The organism is Legionella sp. (genome assembly GCF_047605385.1).
GTDB lineage: Bacteria > Pseudomonadota > Gammaproteobacteria > Legionellales > Legionellaceae > Legionella.
Genome location: NZ_JASGFU010000023.1, coordinates 1 through 19231 on the forward strand (window position 1 = coordinate 1; position 19231 = coordinate 19231).

The following is a 19231-nucleotide window of genomic DNA, read 5'->3' on the forward strand; positions in this document are numbered from 1 at the left end:
GATGATTGATTTGCCAAAGTCAGTTCACTTTTTGCTTCGTTGGCAATATCATCAGATGATTGATTTGCCAAAGTCAGTTCACTTTTTGCTTCGTTGGCAATATCATCAGTTGTTAAAAATATTGTTGCTAAAAAATCCTTTATCTTTTCTTTATTTTCAATTTGTTGTGGTGTTCCATATTGGCCATCTTGTTCAAAAAAATTCTTATTCAGGTAGCGCTCTGCAAAGACATCTGCATCTTTGATTTTCATAAAAGAGTTTGCTGGAAATATAGAGGATGCAATTACTTTATTCAGTTCAGGATTAAAATCATTATAATCGAAATTTCTTGCAGAATAAGCTTTACTTTTAAAATTCCAAAAAAGCACGTTTCCGTCTTCAAATAAAACCTCTCCTCCATAAGAAGGTCCCTGATGCATAAATTTCTTTATTCGTTCTTGAGCGGCAAGAATAAAAAATGATAAGTGTTTATTTTTTGCTGAATTAAATACTAAGGCAATCCCTGAATGCATACTTTTATAGTCTTTAAAAGGGCATGCAACAAAAATTTGATCTTCCTCCGTTTTGTAAGCAATATAAGCATAAAGACCCGTTATTTTCACTGGCAACGCCATTGTAGAAAAATCCCCATGATGATAATGAATTTCTGCGTCCTTAGTAATTATAATAAATTGTGACATTGATGGCATAAAAAACTCTTTATGAAAGGGAAAGTTACAGCATAGCTTATAAATTAACCGTGATACAAATTTTACTACTCATTTAATCAATTCATTTATAATTTAAATTTTCTTAATAACATCCATAGTTAAAAATAGTTGATCCATTTTATCTAAAAACTTTTGAAAACCAAATTGTTCATAAAAAATACAGCATTACTATTCAAGGCCTCTACGATCATTGCTATTGAGCCTAATTCACTACTTAATTTACCGGCTCTTTTTAATGCATCTACTAGCAACAGTTCACCAAATCCTTGTCTTTGTATTCGTTCATCAATTGCTAATCGTCTTAATTACGGCTAATTGCCGTACATTTCAAGTTTTAAACAATAAACCTATTGCGATATAAAATTCCTCATAGAGCATAGAATTCATCAGTAAGTGACTGATATACTGAATTAATGAAAAAAAACATAACGTTACTCATCGTTTCTTTTGCCATGCTCATGGAAGCGGTTGATACCACCATTATCAACACTGCGATTCCAGTGATGGCTCGTAGCTTAAACGTTAATCCTATTGATCTTAAATTGGCATTGATCAGTTATCTATTGAGCCTTGCCATTTTCATTCCAGTCAGCGGCTGGATTGCGGATAAATTTGGTATAAAAAAAGTATTTATCTCTGCAATAGCCATCTTTACTTTAAGTTCTATGTGGTGTGGATTTACTAATAATTTATGGGAATTGATCATCGCTCGTGTAGTACAAGGTTTGGGCGGATCACTCACCATGCCAGTAGGGCGGCTTATTATTTTACGCACCTGTGAACGGCATGAATTAATCGCCAAAATGAGTCTTGTGGTCATGGTTGCTTCTTTAGGGATGCTACTTGGCCCCTTGCTTGGTGGTGTGATCACCCATAATTTTTCTTGGCGCTGGATTTTTTGGGTTAATATTCCCTTAGGCCTAGTTGCTATCTTATTATCAATCAAGTTATTGCCTTCCATGCCTCCAAGAAAAGTTCACACTTTAGATAAATCAGGTTTTATTCTTTTTGGTAGTGGCTTAGCAACGCTAACTTTTAGTTTGTCGATGTTTAGCGAGACTAATGTCAATAGCAGCCATGCGGTTACCTTATTTATCCTTTCTCTTTTATTACTCATCGTTTATGCTCAACATTCGCGCAAAAAGCATTATCCCATCATTAAAATGGAACTATTACACACTCGCACTTTTTGCATTTCCGTTGTCAGTAATTTATTTGGCCGTCTAAGCTTTGGTGGTACCCCCTTCTTATTACCACTCATGCTGCAAATTGGCTTAAATTACAATTCGCAACTCTCTGGTTTCTTACTCGCGCCTATAGCTCTTGGTGTGTTTTTGGTAAAACCAATGTCTGTTTATATATTGCGCTTCTTAGGATATAAACGCTTACTTATTTTAAATACCCTATTAGTTAGCATTGCCTTATGGTCTTTTTGCTCGATTAACGCCTCCTCTACGATTTATGAAATTGGCCTTTTAACTTTTTCTTATGGTTTTTTAATCGCGTTGCAATATACCGCCATGAATTCTTTAGCCTATGCCAATATAGAAGAAAAAGATATGAGTGCTGCAACCAGCATTATGAGCACTATTCAACAATTAACGCAAAGTTTTGGGGTTGCCATCTCGGCCATTTTTATTAGTTTCTTTTCCTCACATCATTTTTTAAACCTCAAAACATTCCACGAAACTTTTTTTATGCTGGGCGTACTCACTCTAATTTCGGGAATAATTTTTCTTAATCTAAAAAAAGAAGATGGCGAGGAATTAGTTAAATCTCAAATTATAGAGTCTAAGAATCATTAGAAATTTAAGAAAAAATCATCTATGATGCACCTGCATGATGCGCGTTTTGGCCTTAAATCGAAAAAAAATAAAAATATTTAATAAAAAAACAGCACAAGTAATAAAATAATGCTACAATGGTGTGGTAACAATTTAGGAAATTAACATGTCAGAAAAAATTCGCGGTACAGTAAAGTGGTTCAACGAGTCTAAAGGTTTCGGCTTCTTAGAAAGCGGTGGAAAAGATTATTTTGTGCATTTTAGTGCAATTCAAGGCAATGGCTTTAAGACCCTTGCTGAAGGTGCTACTGTTATGTTCAAAGCAAGTGAAAGCCAGAAAGGGCCTCAAGCTGAAGAAGTTGAAGTGGTATAATTAACTTATTTAATACCTTGTTCAAAATGGAATGTAATGTTCTGGGTTGAACAGGGTATTTTTTTATTATCTCTTCGTATGCCCTCCTATACTATCAAGTTGCACACACTTAAATAATCGGTACAATAATTAATTCTCATTCCGATACAAGGACTTAGTATTATGAGCAAAAAAATCGCAGTGATCGTTGGAAGTTTGCGTAAAGAGTCATTCAATCGAAAAATGGCTCATACTCTAATGAAATTAGCCCCTTCCTCTTTAAACCTACAAATCATTGAAATTAGCGAGTTACCTTTATACAATCAGGATTTAGATGATGAAGGACGCATACCTGACGCTTGGAGTCATTTTCGCAAACAAGTTAAAGCATGTGATGGCGTCATTTTTGTTACCCCAGAATATAATCGTTCTATTCCCGGTGTCTTGAAAAATGCGATTGATGTGGGATCACGTCCTTACGGTCAAAGCATTTGGGGCAAAAAGCCAGGTGCGGTAATTAGCGTTTCTCCAGGAGCAATTGGTGGCTTTGGCGCTAACCAACATTTACGTCAAACCTTTGTGTTTCTAGATATTCCCGTGTTGCAACAACCGGAAGCCTATATAGGGCAAGCAGGTAGTTTGTTCAATGAACAAGGTGATATTGCTAGCGAAGATACCAAAAAATTCATATGCCATTTCATGGAAGCTTATGCCAATTGGGTGATGTTGAATTCAAAATGATTTATGAGCACAGTGCTCATTACCATAAAGTTAAGAGTATTGGTACCGTGGCTAACTACAACGCGTTAACCTTCCCAACGTTGAATGCCACTCTCAATACCAAAGATGTCAAGAATTCGCCCCACACTGTACTCAACGAGATCATCTATGGTTTTGGGTTTCGTATAAAAGGCTGGCATCGCCGGACAAATAATACCTCCTTGCTGAGTTACAGCAACCATATTTTGCAAATGACCTAAATGCAAAGGAGATTCACGCGGCATAATTACAAGTTTGCGTCGCTCTTTTAAGGTAACATCTGCCGCGCGCCCAATCAAATTAGCGCCAATACCATGAGCAATTTCAGCTAAGGCTTTCATAGAACAAGGCGCAATGATCATGCCCCTCGTTTGAAAAGAACCACTGGCAATGCTTGCTCCCACATCATTCCAGGAGTGATAAGTATCGGCTAAATCCTTAAGATTTGTTAACGATAAATCAGTTTCATATCTTAAGGTGAGTTGTGCTGATTTACTAACAATCAAATGAGTTTCAATAGAAGCCTTACGTAACATTTCTAAAAGGCGAATCCCGTAAATTATTCCTGATGCACCACTAATTCCAACAACGATTCGGGATGTACTCATCTAATTAGTTCCTCTTGACTGTGTCAATTTAATACAATTGCAGTTTCTCAGTATAAAAAACAGTATAATTATTCCACATAAATAAAAATAACGCACTAAAGGCCATGCATCTACCCAAATAAGTGGAAAATAGCAGGATAAACAGGTAAATTGCATGGGTATCAATACCAAGGCGCAGATGAATAAGTGAGGAATAATGCAAAACACAACATTGACAACAGAAAATACAACACCAGTAACACCATTTCCTGTTGCCATCATCGTTGGCGTGTTCAATCGTGAAATTACCCAAGCATTGCAAGAAGGAACTATTACTCAATTATTAAAACGAGGTTTTTCTCAAGAACATATTCGGGTTTATGAGGTACCTGGTGCAATAGAAATCCCTTTAGTGGCCAAACGTTTGGCAATATCTGGAACAGTGCAATCAATCATTACCTTGGGTTCAGTGATTCGTGGTGAAACCACTCATTATGATCTAGTATGTACGATGGTAAGCCAAGGTTGTATGCAAATTTCCCTAGAATACAATCTCCCAGTAATTTTTGGCATCTTAACCACCGAAAATAAGGAACAAGCCTGGGATAGAATAGGTGGCAAGCATGGCCACAAAGGTACTGAACTTGCCAATGCAGCCATTTCCATGCACCAATTATTGAATCAATTATCGTAGTAAAATAGGTGCAAGATCCATGAGTAACGAATACGAACAGTTTGAACAACGAAAGCAAGATCACATCAAACTGTCTTTGATGCCTGAAAATCAAACCACTGCATTAAGTACTTTAGACAGTATCCAATTAATACATGATGCCCTGCCCGATCTTGATTTTGATGAACTTGTCATTGAGGGTTTACGATTTGGTAAAACGGTGGCTAAGCCATTCGTCGTCAGTTCAATGACTGCTGGTCATCGTCGTGCGAAACATATTAATCACCACTTAATTGAAGCATGTGCACAAAGCGGTTGGGCTATGGGTGTTGGTTCACAACGACGTGAACTCACCGATCCTAAAGCGGCATTTGAATGGCAGCCTCTGCGTCGTGATTTTCCTAATGTCAGCTTGTATAGCAATTTAGGAATCGCACAACTGATCACTACTCCAATTGCGGAGATCCAGTGCTTAACTGACGCATTGCAAGCAGATGCACTAATTATTCATTGCAACCCGTTACAAGAATGTATACAACCAGAAGGAACCACCCAATATAAAGGTTCATGGCATGCATTAGAACATGCCGTAAAACAACTTAAAATACCAATTATTGTCAAAGAAACCGGTTGTGGTTTTTCACGAGCAACCATGATGCGATTAAATAATATAGGCATTGCAGCTGTTGATATTGGTGGTTTAGGTGGTACACACTGGGGACGTATTGAAGGGCATAGAGCGGCAACTAAAGATCCTATTCGCCATCAAGCAGCCATGACTTTTAAAGATTGGGGTATTGATACCGCAACTGCAGTACGGCAAACAGCTGAAATAAAACCCAACTATGAAATTTGGGGCTCAGGCGGCGTAACTCATGGGCTTAATGCGGCCAAACTTTTTGCTTTAGGTGCCAGTACTGTAGGTTATGCAAAACCAATGTTGGAAGCAGCTTTGGTATCTGCAGAGCAAGTGCTTACTAGAATGCTTACAATTGAATATGAGCTTAAAGTAGCTATGTTTTGTACTGGCAGTCGAGTGTTAACTGATTTACGCGGTAAAGTACAATATTAAGCAATCATCAAGATGATGAAGTTTTTAAAGCGATTTGAAACATTACTCCTAATACACCTACTAAAAAGCCTATTGCTAGATAGACCATCAGTATTAAGCGTTTCCTCGGTGCGATAGGATAGTCTGGGATTTCAATCATGCCATCTAAACGATAGAGCCTAACATTATTAGTATTTATCTTCAGCGAATTATAAAACTGCACTTGCGCTTGCATGAAACGTAAACCAGGAATAAACGCATCATCGGATTTACGTTCACTGAGATTTTTAATTTCTGCACGTAAACGCGCCGGATTATCAGGATAAGGCTCATTATCCATCATTAAATCATCATTCATGTCTTCCCACTGCGCAAGATGTATTTTTTCTTTTAACTGTACAATCCTATCTAAACGCTGTTGCTTTGCTTGAGTGCGTGCAATGTTAATTTTTTGCTGAGTATGTGCCAGCAGCACCGCTGTTTGCTGCCTGGTCATTTTAAGCACTGCTTGCAAAGCATGCTTCTGTGCCAAATTAATATATTCCGCTAACCATTGCGCAACCTGCTTGGGATTATGCCCACGAATTGCTACCGTATAATGAATATACTTATCCCCCAGCGCTTGAGGATTTTCCACTACCGCCAGATTATGCGCCAAAGAAGCACGCAGTTGTTCAACCGATAAAGGTTTGTTTTGCATTTTCTGGAAATCAAGTTGATAAAATCGCTTAAAAAATTCTGTTTTCACCGCGTCAGAAAGTAAAGCATTTCGAAAAATATAATAAGCATCCGCCAAGAGTATTGGCTTTAAAACTGGGTCTTTCCCTGTTCGTCCTATATTTAGAGGAGCAATACCTCCTTCATTCGGTGCGTTGATTCTAATTTTTGCCTCATAAACGGGCTCACTAAAAAAAATCACCGCAAAACCAATCACTAACCCTAACAAGGAGCTTAGCAACAGCAACGTTTTATTTCGATATAATTCATGTAGCAAACCAAATAAACTGATTCGCGCCTGGAGATCTAAGTGATCCATATGCACCCCTTGTAAAAGTTCCATTAATTGATGATGGATACTAAATAGGAACCTTATTTTTGTCAAAAAATAATTAGCATCTTTTCACACGTCAAGACCTACGCATAGTGGGTTGTAAACCAGAGAGATCTATACGAAAATTGAGTATAACTTACTGTTTTTATATAAAATGAACCAGCGTTCTAACAGCTGACAGCCGTAGCTATTTAAGGGGAAGGAACCCCTATTTCATACATCCCTGTTAATTGACAGACAAAAAAAAATTACGTATTGTCTTCATCTAATACCATACCTTAAGCACTTGCCATCCAGGATATATGTGAGTTTTAAAAAAAATCTTATTGTGAACTATACCAGTCAAATTTACATGACTTTGGCAGGGGTGCTTATTTTACCTTTGTATTTAAAATACATGGGTGCTGAGGCCTATGGTTTAGTAGGGTTTTTTACTGCCTTACAAAGTTGGTTTAATATACTTGATTTTGGCTTAAGCCCAAGCATCTCACGCGAAACAGCACGCATGCGTGCCGGAGCAATTAATGTTCACGATTACCGTGCATTACTGCACGCTCTGCAATTACTTTTTCTATTGATTATGATTCTTGGCGCAGGCTTTTTATTGATGATTGCTCCTTATGTTGCTCACTCCTGGCTTAATGCACAACAACTTGGCGTGCATGAAATACAAACTGCCGTACAATTAATGGCTGTGAGCGTTGGCCTGCGTTGGATGTGCAGTATCTATCGCGCAACTATTATTGGTGCTGAGCAATTTGTCTGGCTTGGTTATTATACAGGAATCTTTACTACCTTAAGATATCTTGGGGTATTGCTTGTTTTAATCTATGTTGGCACAACACCTTTTATCTTTTTTTTCTATCAAATCCTTGTCTCTTTTTTTGAATTAGCATTTCTGGCTATCAAAGCAATTAAGAACGTTCCAATATGTCCTAAAAATGAATCACCAAAATATAACCTTAAAGCGCTCATTAGCAGCATCAAACCCATTCTTCCCTTTGCTCTAAGTATCTCGATTACTTCATCCATTTGGATTGTCATCACCCAAACCGATAAATTAATTCTCTCCAAACTGCTTTCACTCACTGAGTATGGTTATTTTACTTTAGGTGTACTTGCCGCAAGTGGCGTGATGCTCTTTAGCGCCCCTTTTAGTATGGTCCTGATGCCGCGCATGGCAAAAATGAATGCAGAAAACAATGAACAAGAAATGCTAAAATTATATAGGCAAGCCACTCGGTTTGTTGCCTCCATCACCATACCTGCAAGCCTTGTCTTGGCGTTATTTCCAGAACAAATACTGTGGTTGTGGACTAATAACCTTGTTGTTTCCCAAAAAACGGCCTTGGTACTGCGTTTATATGCCTTGGGAAATGCCGCCTTGGCGTTTACAACTTTTCCATATTACATCCAATACGCCCATGGCACGATGAAATTACATCTCATCGGTAATACCTGTTTTGCCGCTTTACTCATCCCTGCCATTATCTGGGCAACCAGTCATTATGGCATGAACGGTGCGGCCTGGGTGTGGTTTGTAGCCAATATCAGTTTTTTCAGCATTTGGAGCGCCTTTATCCATCATCGCTTCATCAAACAATTCCATATGCGTTGGTTATTTATTGATTTATTACCCATTGTGCTCTTATCAACTCTATCTGTTTTTGCTTTGTGTTATTGCTTCACTCTCAGCACCAATAAATTGAATCTGATACTGCAAATTGGATTTATCTCAGCAATGGCAGTTTCCCTTAATTTAATGCTTATTAAATCAAGAGCCATCATCAATAAATCGGCATGAATATGCCATGCCATAACTCGCGAATACCTCTATTTAAGTAGCAGAAGGACAATTCCCTATATGTTGTCTATTATATTTTTGCTCTGTAGATCTTCTTCGTACCTCGTCAAGGCGTTCCAAAGATACCGCACTTAGATTTTCTGGAATCTGATGCCACAATGAACCAACTACATGAACTGGTTTTGTACCTTGAACATCTTTTCCCTTAACTTCAAGCGCATGTGTTGATTTTTGTTTCCCATTTTGATTAGGGAAATATTGAATAAAAATATCTTCTGTATCTGGTGGGCGTTTACAATATACAGTGATAACTTCATTATGAGTTTGTTGTAGATCAAAAGTAAACAAACTTACATGCCTTTTTTTAGTGCGTAACCATTCTTTTACCAGCTCTTGCAAATTAATAATCTTAGGAGTTTCTTTAGAGCCATCCACCAATGCATCAAAGTTGTAAGTAGTATTATCAAAGACCCAGTTGTTAGGAATGCTTATATAAATCATAGAATCAATTATCTCTTTAGTTAGATGATAAACAATCTTAACTGATAATTGTTAAGAAATTATTAAGATAAGTTTATTTCTCCGGGCAGGATGGCGTGAAATTTAGGTCACCGGTGTTCAGATATTACTTTTTTAGCGTCTTTTAAAAGAAGTAAGAGTTGATTCTCTCTTATTGGAGATGGTTCAAAGCCAAATCGTTTATAAAAGGTTTCCGCTTTTTCATCTATCGCATGAACCAATAAAGCTCTTACACCTCCTTGTTCTGCAATTTGCAAGGTTTTTAATATTGCATCTTTAAGTAGTGCTTTTCCAATACCCTTACCTTGATATGTATGAAGAACAGCTAATCTTGCTAATATGACCACAGGAATTGGATATTTGCCCATTCCCTTTTTTATGCGTTCAGATGCTTCATCAACATCGACTTGCCCTACTGTAAGACTATAGAAACCAACCACAAGATTATTATCAGCAACTATGAAAGTATTGGCAGAACCAGACGTTTTTGCTTGAAAAGCATATTTTTTTAACCATTCATCTAATTCTAGGTAATTACTATTAAAATCAATTAAATTATGATCTTTATTTAAAGGTTCAGGTTTTTTTAACGTCATTTAAATCCCATGGAGATGATGAAGAAAATAAATCCTTTAGCCCTTCATTATCTTGCTCTGGGCGATCTAGAATATCGGAAAATTGGTTAAAGATATCGCCAGAAACCATAAAAAGTCTCTGATCTAAAATAATTTTTTCAGCAGCTTGATACGCACTATCCGTTATAAATTCAGTTAATGACTTATGACTTATATCCGAGGCCATCCGGATTATTTTGGCTTGCGATTCAGATGCACGAAAACCTAATCGTGAAGTTTTAGCACGTACAGTCCTTGATTGCGATCTGTTCACCCTGCTTGGGTCTTTAGCCGTAGGTGTTTTGGTATTATCCACCCTTCTAGCATTGGTCATGATATTTCTCTCAAAATAATCTCTACTCATTATATGTTAGTACAATTGACGCACATTATCAATTAAAATAATTTTACCATTAAATTAAACGGGAATTTTCTTTACTTATTGCCCTTACCCTTAAAAATTAGCTAAATCAGGTTAATAACTCGAGGATCCTTGATTGATAAAAAACAATGAAACAAATATTGATTTTTTCCAATTTTACGCGGACTTTCCACAATCAGGCTCCTTCTTAAGATTTTTATAATCTACGCTCCTTAGCGTAGGCGCCTGATTTCTAAAATCTTTTAGCTCTTTACGCTACCTCTTTTTAACATCTCCTCTCTATTTCTTTCCTTTATTTGGTTGGATTTTAATCTTTGATGAAATCGCCTGAGAGACTGTCAGCCTTTAAATTATTGCGTTTCCCACCAAGCTTGGAACATTAAAACATTCCATAATAAAGCGGAGAAATTCCCCTTACCTTTTAAATGCTGCTCCCACAAACTACGGATCGCTGATGGATTAAAGATTTCTTCTTGGCGTAAACGCTGTTCCTCTAACAAAACCTCAGCCCAAGATTGTAAAGGGCCTCGCAGCCATTCATGCAAAGGAATAGCAAATCCCATTTTCGGACGTTCAATCAATTGCGAAGGGATATAACGATATAGCAATTGCCGCAGAGGCCATTTACTCGTGCCCGTATGCAATTTCATCGCCAAGGGAATACTCCAGGCAAATTGAATTAAACGATGATCAAGAAATGGAACTCGTGTTTCTAACGAAACACCCATAGCAGCTCTATCGACTTTCACTAAAATATCATCTGGAAGATAAGACATGAAATCCATGATCATCATCCGGCTGATACTGCACAAAGAAGTCAACTGTTCGCTATGCTGCTCTACAAAGGTAGAGGGTTCTCTACCATCCATAGCCAGTAAAGAATACGGATTGTCATGATGAGATACCAGGCGCCGATAAGCCTCATTCGCAGAAGCACTTGCAAGAACATAAGCCCCTTTATGTACTTTATTACCCAGTTGCGAATAGCGTTTTAATACCGGTACTACAAAAGCCAGACGCTCCCATGCTCGTGGCGAGACTTGACGCATCATTTTGGCAGTGCCTCTACGCAAGGCTAAAGGGACCTTATTAATTGTCCCCCATAATTTAGCGGTCATGATATAGCGATTGTATCCACAAAATAACTCGTCTCCTGCATCACCGCTTAAGGCAACAGTGACCTCTTTTTTAGCTAATTCGGAAACTAAAAAGGTGGGGATCTGTGATGAATCAGAAAAAGGCTCATCATATAAAGTTGATAATTTAGGAATAACACTTAAAGCATCTTTGGTTGTAATATAAAGTTCCGTATGCTGCGTCCCTAAATGCTGGGCCACCGCCTTGGCGTATTTTGCCTCATTATATTGCTCTTCATGAAAACCAATAGAAAACGTCCGTACGGGAGACGATGATTGTGCTTGCATCAAAGCCACCACAGTGGATGAATCAACACCCCCAGAAAGAAATGCACCCAAAGGGACATCAGCAATCATTTGCTGGGCAATCGCTTCTTTGCCAAGGCGCTCTAACTCATCCACCATTTCTACCTCATCTCCCTTAAAAAGGGCTGTAGAACCACGAATAGCGGCTTGCGCCACAGACCAATAACTCTTAATTACTGGCTGTGGATTTTTTAAAGAAAGTTGTAATAAAGTCCCTGGTAATAACTTATAAATATTCTTGTAGATTGAGTGAGGCGCTGGAACATAATTATGGCGCAAAAATAAGGCCAAGGCTTCGTTATTTAATTCACTTTTAAAAGCCGGATGAATTTTTAATGCTTTTAACTCAGAACCAAAAAGAAAAACCTCACCTTGCCAGCCATAATATAAAGGTTTTTCGCCAACACGGTCGCGTCCCAGGGTTAAGATCTGTGACTGCTTATCCCACAATGCAAAAGCAAACATGCCCACAGTGCGATCAATAGTCGCTTCAATACCCCAAGCGTCAAAACCGGCTAACAAAGTTTCAGTATCGGAATGACCACGCCAATTGCTGTTGTTTAATTCTGCTCTTAATTTTTGGTGATTATAAATCTCACCATTAAATGCAATGATATAACGACCACTTGCAGAAATCATGGGTTGATGCCCTGCCGGAGATAAATCAACAATGGCTAAACGGGTATGTGTTAACCCAATCCCTGTTTGAGGATCAAACCATATTCCCCAATCATCTGGTCCGCGATGTGCAATCGTATGACTCATTGAAGACAACAGTTGCTCGGCCATAAAGGACCAATCAACTTGAGACAAGACACCTGAAAAACCGCACATTAATAAGATTACTCCGTCAATTCCTGATATACAGTATAAAAGCGCTCGCGAGCATTATCGATAGAAAATTGTTCACGCACACGCGCTGCTGCTTGCTGCCCTAAGGCTTTACGCTCTATTTCTGGCATGCAAATCACTTTGGTTAAACCAGCAGCTAACGCCATGGCATCATCGGCCGGAACAATAATCGCCGCATCACCGGTTAATAATTTAGTATCACCCACATGGGTAGCCACACAGGCTAGGCCCATAGCCATAGCCTCACCCAAGCCATTGGGAAATCCTTCTGTACGCGAAGGCATGCAAAATACATCCATCGCAGCCAGGCATTCAGGAATATCATGGCGTTCCCCTAATAAAATAAAAGAAGAATTTAACCCAAATGAATCGATTCTATTGGTTAATTCTTCATTTTTTTTATCACAATCACGCCCAATGAGAAGAAAATGAATGTGCTTATCATGTATTTTTTCCAATAAGGCTACTGCCATAACAAAAATGTCTTGTCCTTTATCAGGATGAAAGCGCCCCACACAGCCAATAACAAACGCTGCATCATCAAGCCCCAATTCCTTACGTATCCGCTTTTTATCAATTTTGTCCCCATCAAAACTGGCAAAATCAAAGCCATTGGGAATAACTTGCATTTTCTTAGACTGATAACCGTAAGCAATATGCTTGTTCTTAGCCGTTTCAGCAACACAAATAATTTTTTTCGGAACGACATAAGAAAGCATGGCGCATAAGCGCATGAGCACATAAGTCTGTTTACTACCAAGAGGCACAAAGGTATTACGAATGCCCCAAATCACATTGTGACAACCAGCCATCCGTGCCGCTAAACCACCAAAAAAATCGGCATGATACATCCAGGTTTGCACGGTTGCGGGTTTATTTGCTCGAATCAGTTTCATTAAGGCAAAAAAATTTGTCGCTAGAGAAGCCAGACGGCGAAACTCCAGGCCATGTACCTGATAACCTGATGCTTCTAAATGTTTACCAATTGTGCCAATCCCCGTTAAAGAAATAATTAAAACATGAGCTTTGGATTCAGGATCAGAAAGCAATAAACGCTTTAGCATTTGTTCTGCACCACCAACATCAAGACCAGTAATAATATGTATGACTTTATGTGGGTTATTAACCACCATCGTGCTCCCAGTTATCTCCATTCCTATTCATTGTTCAGTGCATAAGACGAAGCACGAACTATCCCTTGGTTGTATCGAACGCGCTCATAGCTTAGAAAAATAAAATAAACGACGACAAATGGTAATTTATAACGCACTATAGTTCCTACATTATTTACTACCAAACCATACATCAATAAACCGGCAAACAGAAAGAATAACCAAAAAACGGTTTGTCTGGGAATAACGCGATAATTATTCCAGGAAAAGCAGATAAGTAATAATGCAACACCAATATTTTCAAGCGATTGGATTAGTTGGAATTTGCTATTACAAGCCCATGGCAAAGGATAAAATAAAGCACGAAAAATACCAAATGCTGCTTTTTGGATAAAATCAATGAAACCGCTAATTGGGCGATACTCAGCAAACACACCACCATCTTCTAAATACATCCGTACCCTGTAGTACTCAATTTTACTGAGTAAAAATGGAAACGCAAAGTAGAATAAAACCAGCAATACCCCCAGAAAAATAATCGTTTTCTTGTATGTAAGTTGAATATTAGTAAACCGCTTAGCAAGATAAAGCAAAGAAAACATGGTAACTAAAAGCGCATTTTGCATTTTGATTTCAAACAATAATCCGATACAAATGAAAGTGAGTACATACCATCCACGCATTAAAGTCCACAAAGACAATAGCATGACCGTGCAAATCAACATTTCCCGCAAACTTAAAGAACTGTATAGAAGCAGACTGGGATACAGCAATAAAAACCACAGGATCCAACCGCGTAATTTTAAAACAGAAGAGGCCCAGATAAAGACAACGATTAATAAAAATTTATTAAAAAACCCAACACTATTGATTGTTTCAACAAAGGGCAGCGGCAGAAAAGCATACATCACCGAGGCTTCGGTTACTCGCGTGTTATACATATAGGGAGTATAATCAAAATCCCTAATGGCATGCAGCATATGCCAGTAGGTGAATTGATCTGGCATATACATCGGATTAAACAAAACATTATTCAAACAAAAAGGCACAAAGCTAATCAGAGATAAACCAAGCGCATGCGTTCCTTTAATTTTGCCCAATAAGTATGCTGCAAAGATAACCGATAAGCACACTAGCACATTAGGCAAATCCCAAATCATTGAGCATACCCCTGCGTTAAAGCACCTAATTCCTGATACACATCCAAATGTTTGGCAACGATACGCTCTATTGCAAATTCACGCTCAGCAAGCGCGCGACCTGCTTTGCCTAATTGTTGACGATAACTTGGATCATCAATTAATTGTTTAATTGCTAAAGCCAGTGCATCTACATTACGCACAGGGACTAATAAACCTGTCTGATTAGGTTCAATAGCATCGCGACAACCTGGAACATCAGTGGTAATCACTGCACGTCCGCAAGCAGCAGCTTCAACTAAAATTTTGGGCAATCCTTCGCGATATGAAGGTAATACCACCAAATTAGCTTGTTCAATTAATTTGGCAATATCTTCACGAAAACCAAGTAGCTCAACTATTTTCTCTTGCTCCCATTGTGTTAATAAAGCGGGGGCAATACACGCTGGATTACCAGCATCAGGCTCACCAATAAGTAAAAAACGTGCGTGCATGCCCTCAGCTTTAAGAATTTTTGCTGCATTTACATATTCCAATACCCCTTTATCTCGCAATAGACGAGCAATCATTACCACCACCGGTATTTCCGTTTGTTCGGGCAATGCGTTATAGGTCATTAAATCAACCCCTGAACCACGAATCATCACCGTTTGGGCAGCAGAGCATGCTTTGTTTTCCAAAAATAATTGCCGATCATCAGGATTTTGAAAAATCACTTTAAGATGAGTATGACCTAAAGCTAATCGATATAAGCGGCTGATTAACAACCGCCAAAATTTAGCACTGGGTGCAGGAGAAGTAAAAACATAGCCTAATCCGGATACAGCAGCAATTACCGCGGGAACGTTCACTAACCGTGCAGCAATGCCGCCATACAAAATAGGCTTAATAGTTACTAAATGGACTAAATCGGGTTTTACCTCACGCATTAAGCGATATAAAGCCATCAAACTTAAGAGTTCCTTAAACGGATTTTTACCACTACGTGACAAAGGAATAGCATGAAAAATAAAACCCGATTTCTTAATTTTTTCACTGGCTTTAGCCTCAGGTGTGGCAACATGCACGTCAAAGCCATTAGCTTTCGCAGCAATAGCCAATGGCAAACGATGAGAGATAAAAAACGCAGGGTCATTGACTATGAACAACAATCGTCGGTTATTCATTTTTCTCCTATAAGCGCAAATCGCTAGCTTCTGCAGCAAACAAGTATTTTAAATCATAGAGCACATGCTGCATCTTGCCAAAAGAACGAATCGTCTCAATACCCATCTCTTTAAATTGTTGATGCGCTACAGCAATAACAATACCATCATAGGCTTCTTTTGCTGGATGCTCAATCAAATTGAATCCATATTCATGGGCTACATCTTCAGCAGACGCCCATGGATCACAAATATCTACCTCTATATTATATTCTTTTAGTTCATGAATAATATCGATTACCCGCGTATTGCGAATGTCTGGGCAATTTTCTTTAAAGGTCAATCCCATCACCAACACTCGTGAACCTTGTACATGAATACGCTCTTTAATCATCGCTTTAATCAACTGTGAAACAACATAAGTGCCCATGCCATCATTAAGCCGCCGACCGGCAAGAATGATTTCTGGATGATAACCAATTGCCTGCGCTTTATGGGTTAAGTAATAAGGATCTACTCCAATACAATGTCCACCAACCAAACCAGGACGAAAAGGCAAAAAATTCCATTTGGTTTCTGCAGCTTTGAGTACCGCTTCGGTATCAATACCTAATTTATTAAAAATAATCGCCAGCTCATTGATAAGCGCTATATTTAAATCACGTTGCGTATTTTCAATCACTTTAGCTGCTTCTGCAATTTTAATAGATTTTACCTTATGAGTACCGGCAGTAATAATTTGCTGGTAAAGACCATCGACTACATCCGCAACTTCAGGTGTCGAACCGGAGGTCACCTTCATAATTGAAGTGACACGATGTTGTTTATCGCCAGGACTAACTCGTTCTGGACTGTATCCAGCAAAGAAATTCTTGTTAAAGTGCAAGCCAGACACACGTTCTAGTACAGGAACACAAACTTCTTCAACAGCCCCAGGGTAAACAGTGGATTCATAAACCACAATATCTCCGGGCTTGAGCATACTACCTACGATTTCACTGGCTTTGATAAGAGGGGTAAAATCTGGGCGTTTATATTCATCTATAGGTGTAGGAACTGTAATAATATACGTATCACAAAATGCAATTTCTTTAAGATCAGCCGTTAAATAAAGATGCTTGGCTTCCTGCAATTGCGTTTGGCTTACTTCCAAAGTGGTATCATGGCCTTTTTTTAATTTATCAACACGATTCACATTAATATCAAAACCCATTACCAAACGAACTTTACCAAACTCAACTGCTAGAGGAAGTCCAACATAGCCTAATCCAATAATAGCCAGCTTTCTTTCATCAATTGATGTTAATACTGAAACCCCGCCTTCCATATTTACACTTTCTCACTCTTATAAGTTAGCCTGTTGATTTTCATTCTGAGTTTTATGCACTGCGTAATAATCAAGGTACCACTCTACAAAATGTTTTACACCAACTTCAACAGGGGTGCTTGGCTGATAGCCTACATCATTTTTTAATGCATCCACATCAGCATAGGTATCAGGCACATCGCCAGGTTGTAGGGGCAATAAATTCATCTTCGCCTTTTTGCCAAGGCATTCTTCCAGTACCTCAATATAATGTAGTAATTGTACCGGATTATTGTTACCAATATTATAGATTCGCCATGGTGCGGCACTTGTGCCTGGATCAGGTAATTCACCAGACCATTTGAGATTAGGCTTAGCAACTTGATCATGAACGCGCAATATGCCTTCAACAATATCATAAACATAGGTAAAGTCACGACGATGATTACCAAAATTAAACACATCGATGGCTTCACCACTTAAAATTTTACGCGTAAAATTAAAAATTGCCATATCTGGCCTACCCCAAGGCCCGTATACAGTAAAAAAACGTAAGCCGGTAGTGGGTAATTGATAGAGATGACTGTAAGTATGTGCCATTAATTCATTGGCTTTTTTAGTCGCTGCATACAAACTTAAAGGATGATCCACATTATCATGCACCGAAAAAGGCATGGTTTTATTAGCCCCATACACAGAGCTTGATGACGCATAGGTTAAGTGTTCAATTTGGTGATGGCGACATCCTTCAAGGATATTTATAAAACCAACTAAATTGCTATCTACATAAGCATGAGGATTTTGTAATGAATAGCGAACTCCAGCTTGGGCGGCAAGATGAATAACATGTTGAAATGGGTACTGTGCAAATAATTGTGCAATTTGTTCACGGGAGGCCAATTCCATACGGATAAATTTAAAATTCTTAAACACCGTTAATTGCTGTAGACGTGCCATTTTGAGGCTGACATCATAATAATCATTCAGATTATCGATGCCCACCACTTCATCGCCACGAGCACATAATTTTTGTGCCACATGAAAACCAATAAAACCTGCGGCTCCTGTTACCAAAACATTCATTCAGCCTTCCTCAATTTACCCGCTATTTCCAATTGATGAGCAATAATGCGTGTTAAATAATCAAATTCAATGTTAACTTTTTGCCCTGGAGTTAAATGACCCAAGGTTGTTTTTACTAAAGTATGTGGAACCAACATCAGTTTAATTTGTTGGTTATCCACCTCATTAATGGTAAGGCTCACCCCTTCAACCGTAATACTGCCTTTAGGAATGAGGTATAACATTGCCTGAGCAGTAAAACCACTTAACTCAAACTCAATATAGTCATTTATTTCTTTAATGGCATGGACTTCTGCCATGGCATCAACATGGCCACTAACATAATGCCCGCCAAAACGTGTGGATGCCAGCATAGCCCGCTCTAGATTGGCTGTAGCACCGGCAGCTAAGCTGCCTAAAGTGGTGCATTGTAAAGTCTCAGGAGAAACATCAAAACTTAACGTATTCATTGGTGAAGAAAGTAAAGTTAAACACACACCGTTAACGGCAATACTTTCGCCTATTTGTAAATGCTCACAGTTACAAGAAATAACTAAGCGATTAGCACCATTGAGATGCTCATTACTCAATACCGTGCCTGTCGTTTCTATTATTCCAGTAAACATTCATTCTCCTGAACATAAAAAATACCATAAATTTCAGCCATAATAGCATATTTTAAATTGGCTGTGACGTAACTAACCCGTACAATTAGTTTTAAGGATGCGAAGAACTGGTTACAAAATTTAGACGAAAGCCACAAAAAAACCATAGAGATCAATTTAAAACATAGTAGATATTAATTATATCAATATGCTAGGATAGCAAACATTCATACTTCCTGGTTTCAATGATTCGGGTTGGTATCTGTTTTTTAACTACATAGT

19 protein-coding genes are annotated in these 19231 nt (G+C 38.4%); 6 read left to right on the forward strand and 13 right to left on the reverse strand.

The genetic code is table 11. The features are described 5' to 3' along the window. The coding region (locus QM652_RS07170) for a hypothetical protein (protein WP_415074272.1) at nt 1-689 on the reverse strand (689 nt) is incomplete at its 3' end. A gap of 434 nt (nt 690-1123) precedes the next feature. Between QM652_RS07170 and QM652_RS07175 the strand changes: the two genes are divergently transcribed. From QM652_RS07175 to QM652_RS07185, 3 genes are all read left to right on the forward strand, one after another. Continuing rightward, on the forward strand, nt 1124-2515 hold the full coding sequence (locus QM652_RS07175; protein WP_415074274.1) for a DHA2 family efflux MFS transporter permease subunit: 1392 nt from the start codon (nt 1124-1126) through the stop codon (nt 2513-2515). A 145-nt stretch (nt 2516-2660) separates the two neighbouring features. Further along, the gene (locus QM652_RS07180) at nt 2661-2867 is read left to right on the forward strand and encodes a cold-shock protein (RefSeq protein ID WP_415074276.1); all 207 of its coding nucleotides are present in this window, start codon (nt 2661-2663) and stop codon (nt 2865-2867) included. 162 nt (nt 2868-3029) lie between these two features. After that, nucleotides 3030-3587, forward strand: a complete 558-nt coding sequence (locus QM652_RS07185) for an NADPH-dependent FMN reductase (protein WP_415074278.1) — start codon at nt 3030-3032, stop codon at nt 3585-3587. Nucleotides 3588-3652: 65 nt separating this feature from the next. Here the strand turns inward: QM652_RS07185 and QM652_RS07190 are convergent, their stop codons facing one another. Next, nucleotides 3653-4213, reverse strand: coding sequence for a UbiX family flavin prenyltransferase (locus QM652_RS07190; RefSeq protein WP_415074280.1), 561 nt, complete (start codon nt 4211-4213; stop codon nt 3653-3655). Nucleotides 4214-4409: 196 nt separating this feature from the next. Here QM652_RS07190 and ribH point away from each other — a divergent pair, with 196 nt between their 5' ends. After that, entirely contained in the window at nt 4410-4886 is a 477-nt protein-coding gene (gene ribH, locus QM652_RS07195; protein WP_415074282.1) for a 6,7-dimethyl-8-ribityllumazine synthase, read from the forward strand. Nucleotides 4887-4905: 19 nt separating this feature from the next. Further along, nucleotides 4906-5937: a type 2 isopentenyl-diphosphate Delta-isomerase gene (gene fni, locus QM652_RS07200; protein ID WP_415074284.1), complete on the forward strand. Its 1032-nt coding sequence runs from the start codon at nt 4906-4908 to the stop codon at nt 5935-5937. A gap of 7 nt (nt 5938-5944) precedes the next feature. On the opposite strand, the gene QM652_RS07205 is transcribed toward fni, so the two are convergent. After that, entirely contained in the window at nt 5945-6952 is a 1008-nt protein-coding gene (locus tag QM652_RS07205; protein WP_415074286.1) for a Wzz/FepE/Etk N-terminal domain-containing protein, read from the reverse strand. Between the two features lie 319 nt (nt 6953-7271). Here QM652_RS07205 and QM652_RS07210 point away from each other — a divergent pair, with 319 nt between their 5' ends. Beyond that, complete coding sequence (locus QM652_RS07210; protein ID WP_415074288.1) at nt 7272-8771, forward strand: oligosaccharide flippase family protein; 1500 nt, start codon at nt 7272-7274, stop codon at nt 8769-8771. Between the two features lie 33 nt (nt 8772-8804). On the opposite strand, the gene QM652_RS07215 is transcribed toward QM652_RS07210, so the two are convergent. The 10 genes from QM652_RS07215 to ribE all read right to left on the reverse strand — a co-directional run bounded on the left by QM652_RS07215 (nt 8805) and on the right by ribE (nt 18970). Further along, nucleotides 8805-9272 carry a hypothetical protein gene (locus tag QM652_RS07215; RefSeq protein ID WP_415074290.1) on the reverse strand — a complete coding sequence of 156 codons (468 nt, stop codon included), beginning with the start codon at nt 9270-9272 and terminating at the stop codon, nt 8805-8807. Nucleotides 9273-9379: 107 nt separating this feature from the next. After that, nucleotides 9380-9886, reverse strand: coding sequence for a GNAT family N-acetyltransferase (locus tag QM652_RS07220; RefSeq protein WP_415074292.1), 507 nt, complete (start codon nt 9884-9886; stop codon nt 9380-9382). After that, a complete protein-coding gene (locus QM652_RS07225) occupies nt 9867-10238 on the reverse strand; it encodes a DUF1778 domain-containing protein (RefSeq protein ID WP_415074294.1) in 372 nt (123 codons plus the stop codon). Before QM652_RS07225 ends, QM652_RS07220 begins: the two co-directional genes overlap by 20 nt. A gap of 398 nt (nt 10239-10636) precedes the next feature. Then, on the reverse strand, nt 10637-12562 hold the full coding sequence (asnB, locus tag QM652_RS07230) for an asparagine synthase (glutamine-hydrolyzing) (RefSeq protein WP_415074296.1): 1926 nt from the start codon (nt 12560-12562) through the stop codon (nt 10637-10639). An 8-nt stretch (nt 12563-12570) separates the two neighbouring features. Continuing rightward, a complete protein-coding gene (locus tag QM652_RS07235) occupies nt 12571-13734 on the reverse strand; it encodes a glycosyltransferase family 4 protein (protein WP_415074298.1) in 1164 nt (387 codons plus the stop codon). A 2-nt stretch (nt 13735-13736) separates the two neighbouring features. Beyond that, nucleotides 13737-14852, reverse strand: coding sequence for a hypothetical protein (locus QM652_RS07240; protein ID WP_415074300.1), 1116 nt, complete (start codon nt 14850-14852; stop codon nt 13737-13739). Continuing rightward, complete coding sequence (locus QM652_RS07245; RefSeq protein WP_415074302.1) at nt 14849-15997, reverse strand: glycosyltransferase family 4 protein; 1149 nt, start codon at nt 15995-15997, stop codon at nt 14849-14851. The genes QM652_RS07240 and QM652_RS07245 overlap by 4 nt, the downstream gene beginning before the upstream one ends. Nucleotides 15998-16004: 7 nt before the next feature. After that, nucleotides 16005-17303 carry a Vi polysaccharide biosynthesis UDP-N-acetylglucosamine C-6 dehydrogenase TviB gene (gene tviB / locus QM652_RS07250; protein WP_415074304.1) on the reverse strand — a complete coding sequence of 433 codons (1299 nt, stop codon included), beginning with the start codon at nt 17301-17303 and terminating at the stop codon, nt 16005-16007. Between the two features lie 18 nt (nt 17304-17321). Beyond that, nucleotides 17322-18365, reverse strand: a complete 1044-nt coding sequence (locus tag QM652_RS07255) for an NAD-dependent epimerase (protein ID WP_415074306.1) — start codon at nt 18363-18365, stop codon at nt 17322-17324. Continuing rightward, nucleotides 18362-18970 (reverse strand): riboflavin synthase, encoded by a 609-nt coding sequence (gene ribE / locus QM652_RS07260; protein WP_415074308.1) that lies wholly within the window; start codon nt 18968-18970, stop codon nt 18362-18364. The genes QM652_RS07255 and ribE overlap by 4 nt, the downstream gene beginning before the upstream one ends. Nucleotides 18971-19231 lie beyond the last annotated feature (261 nt).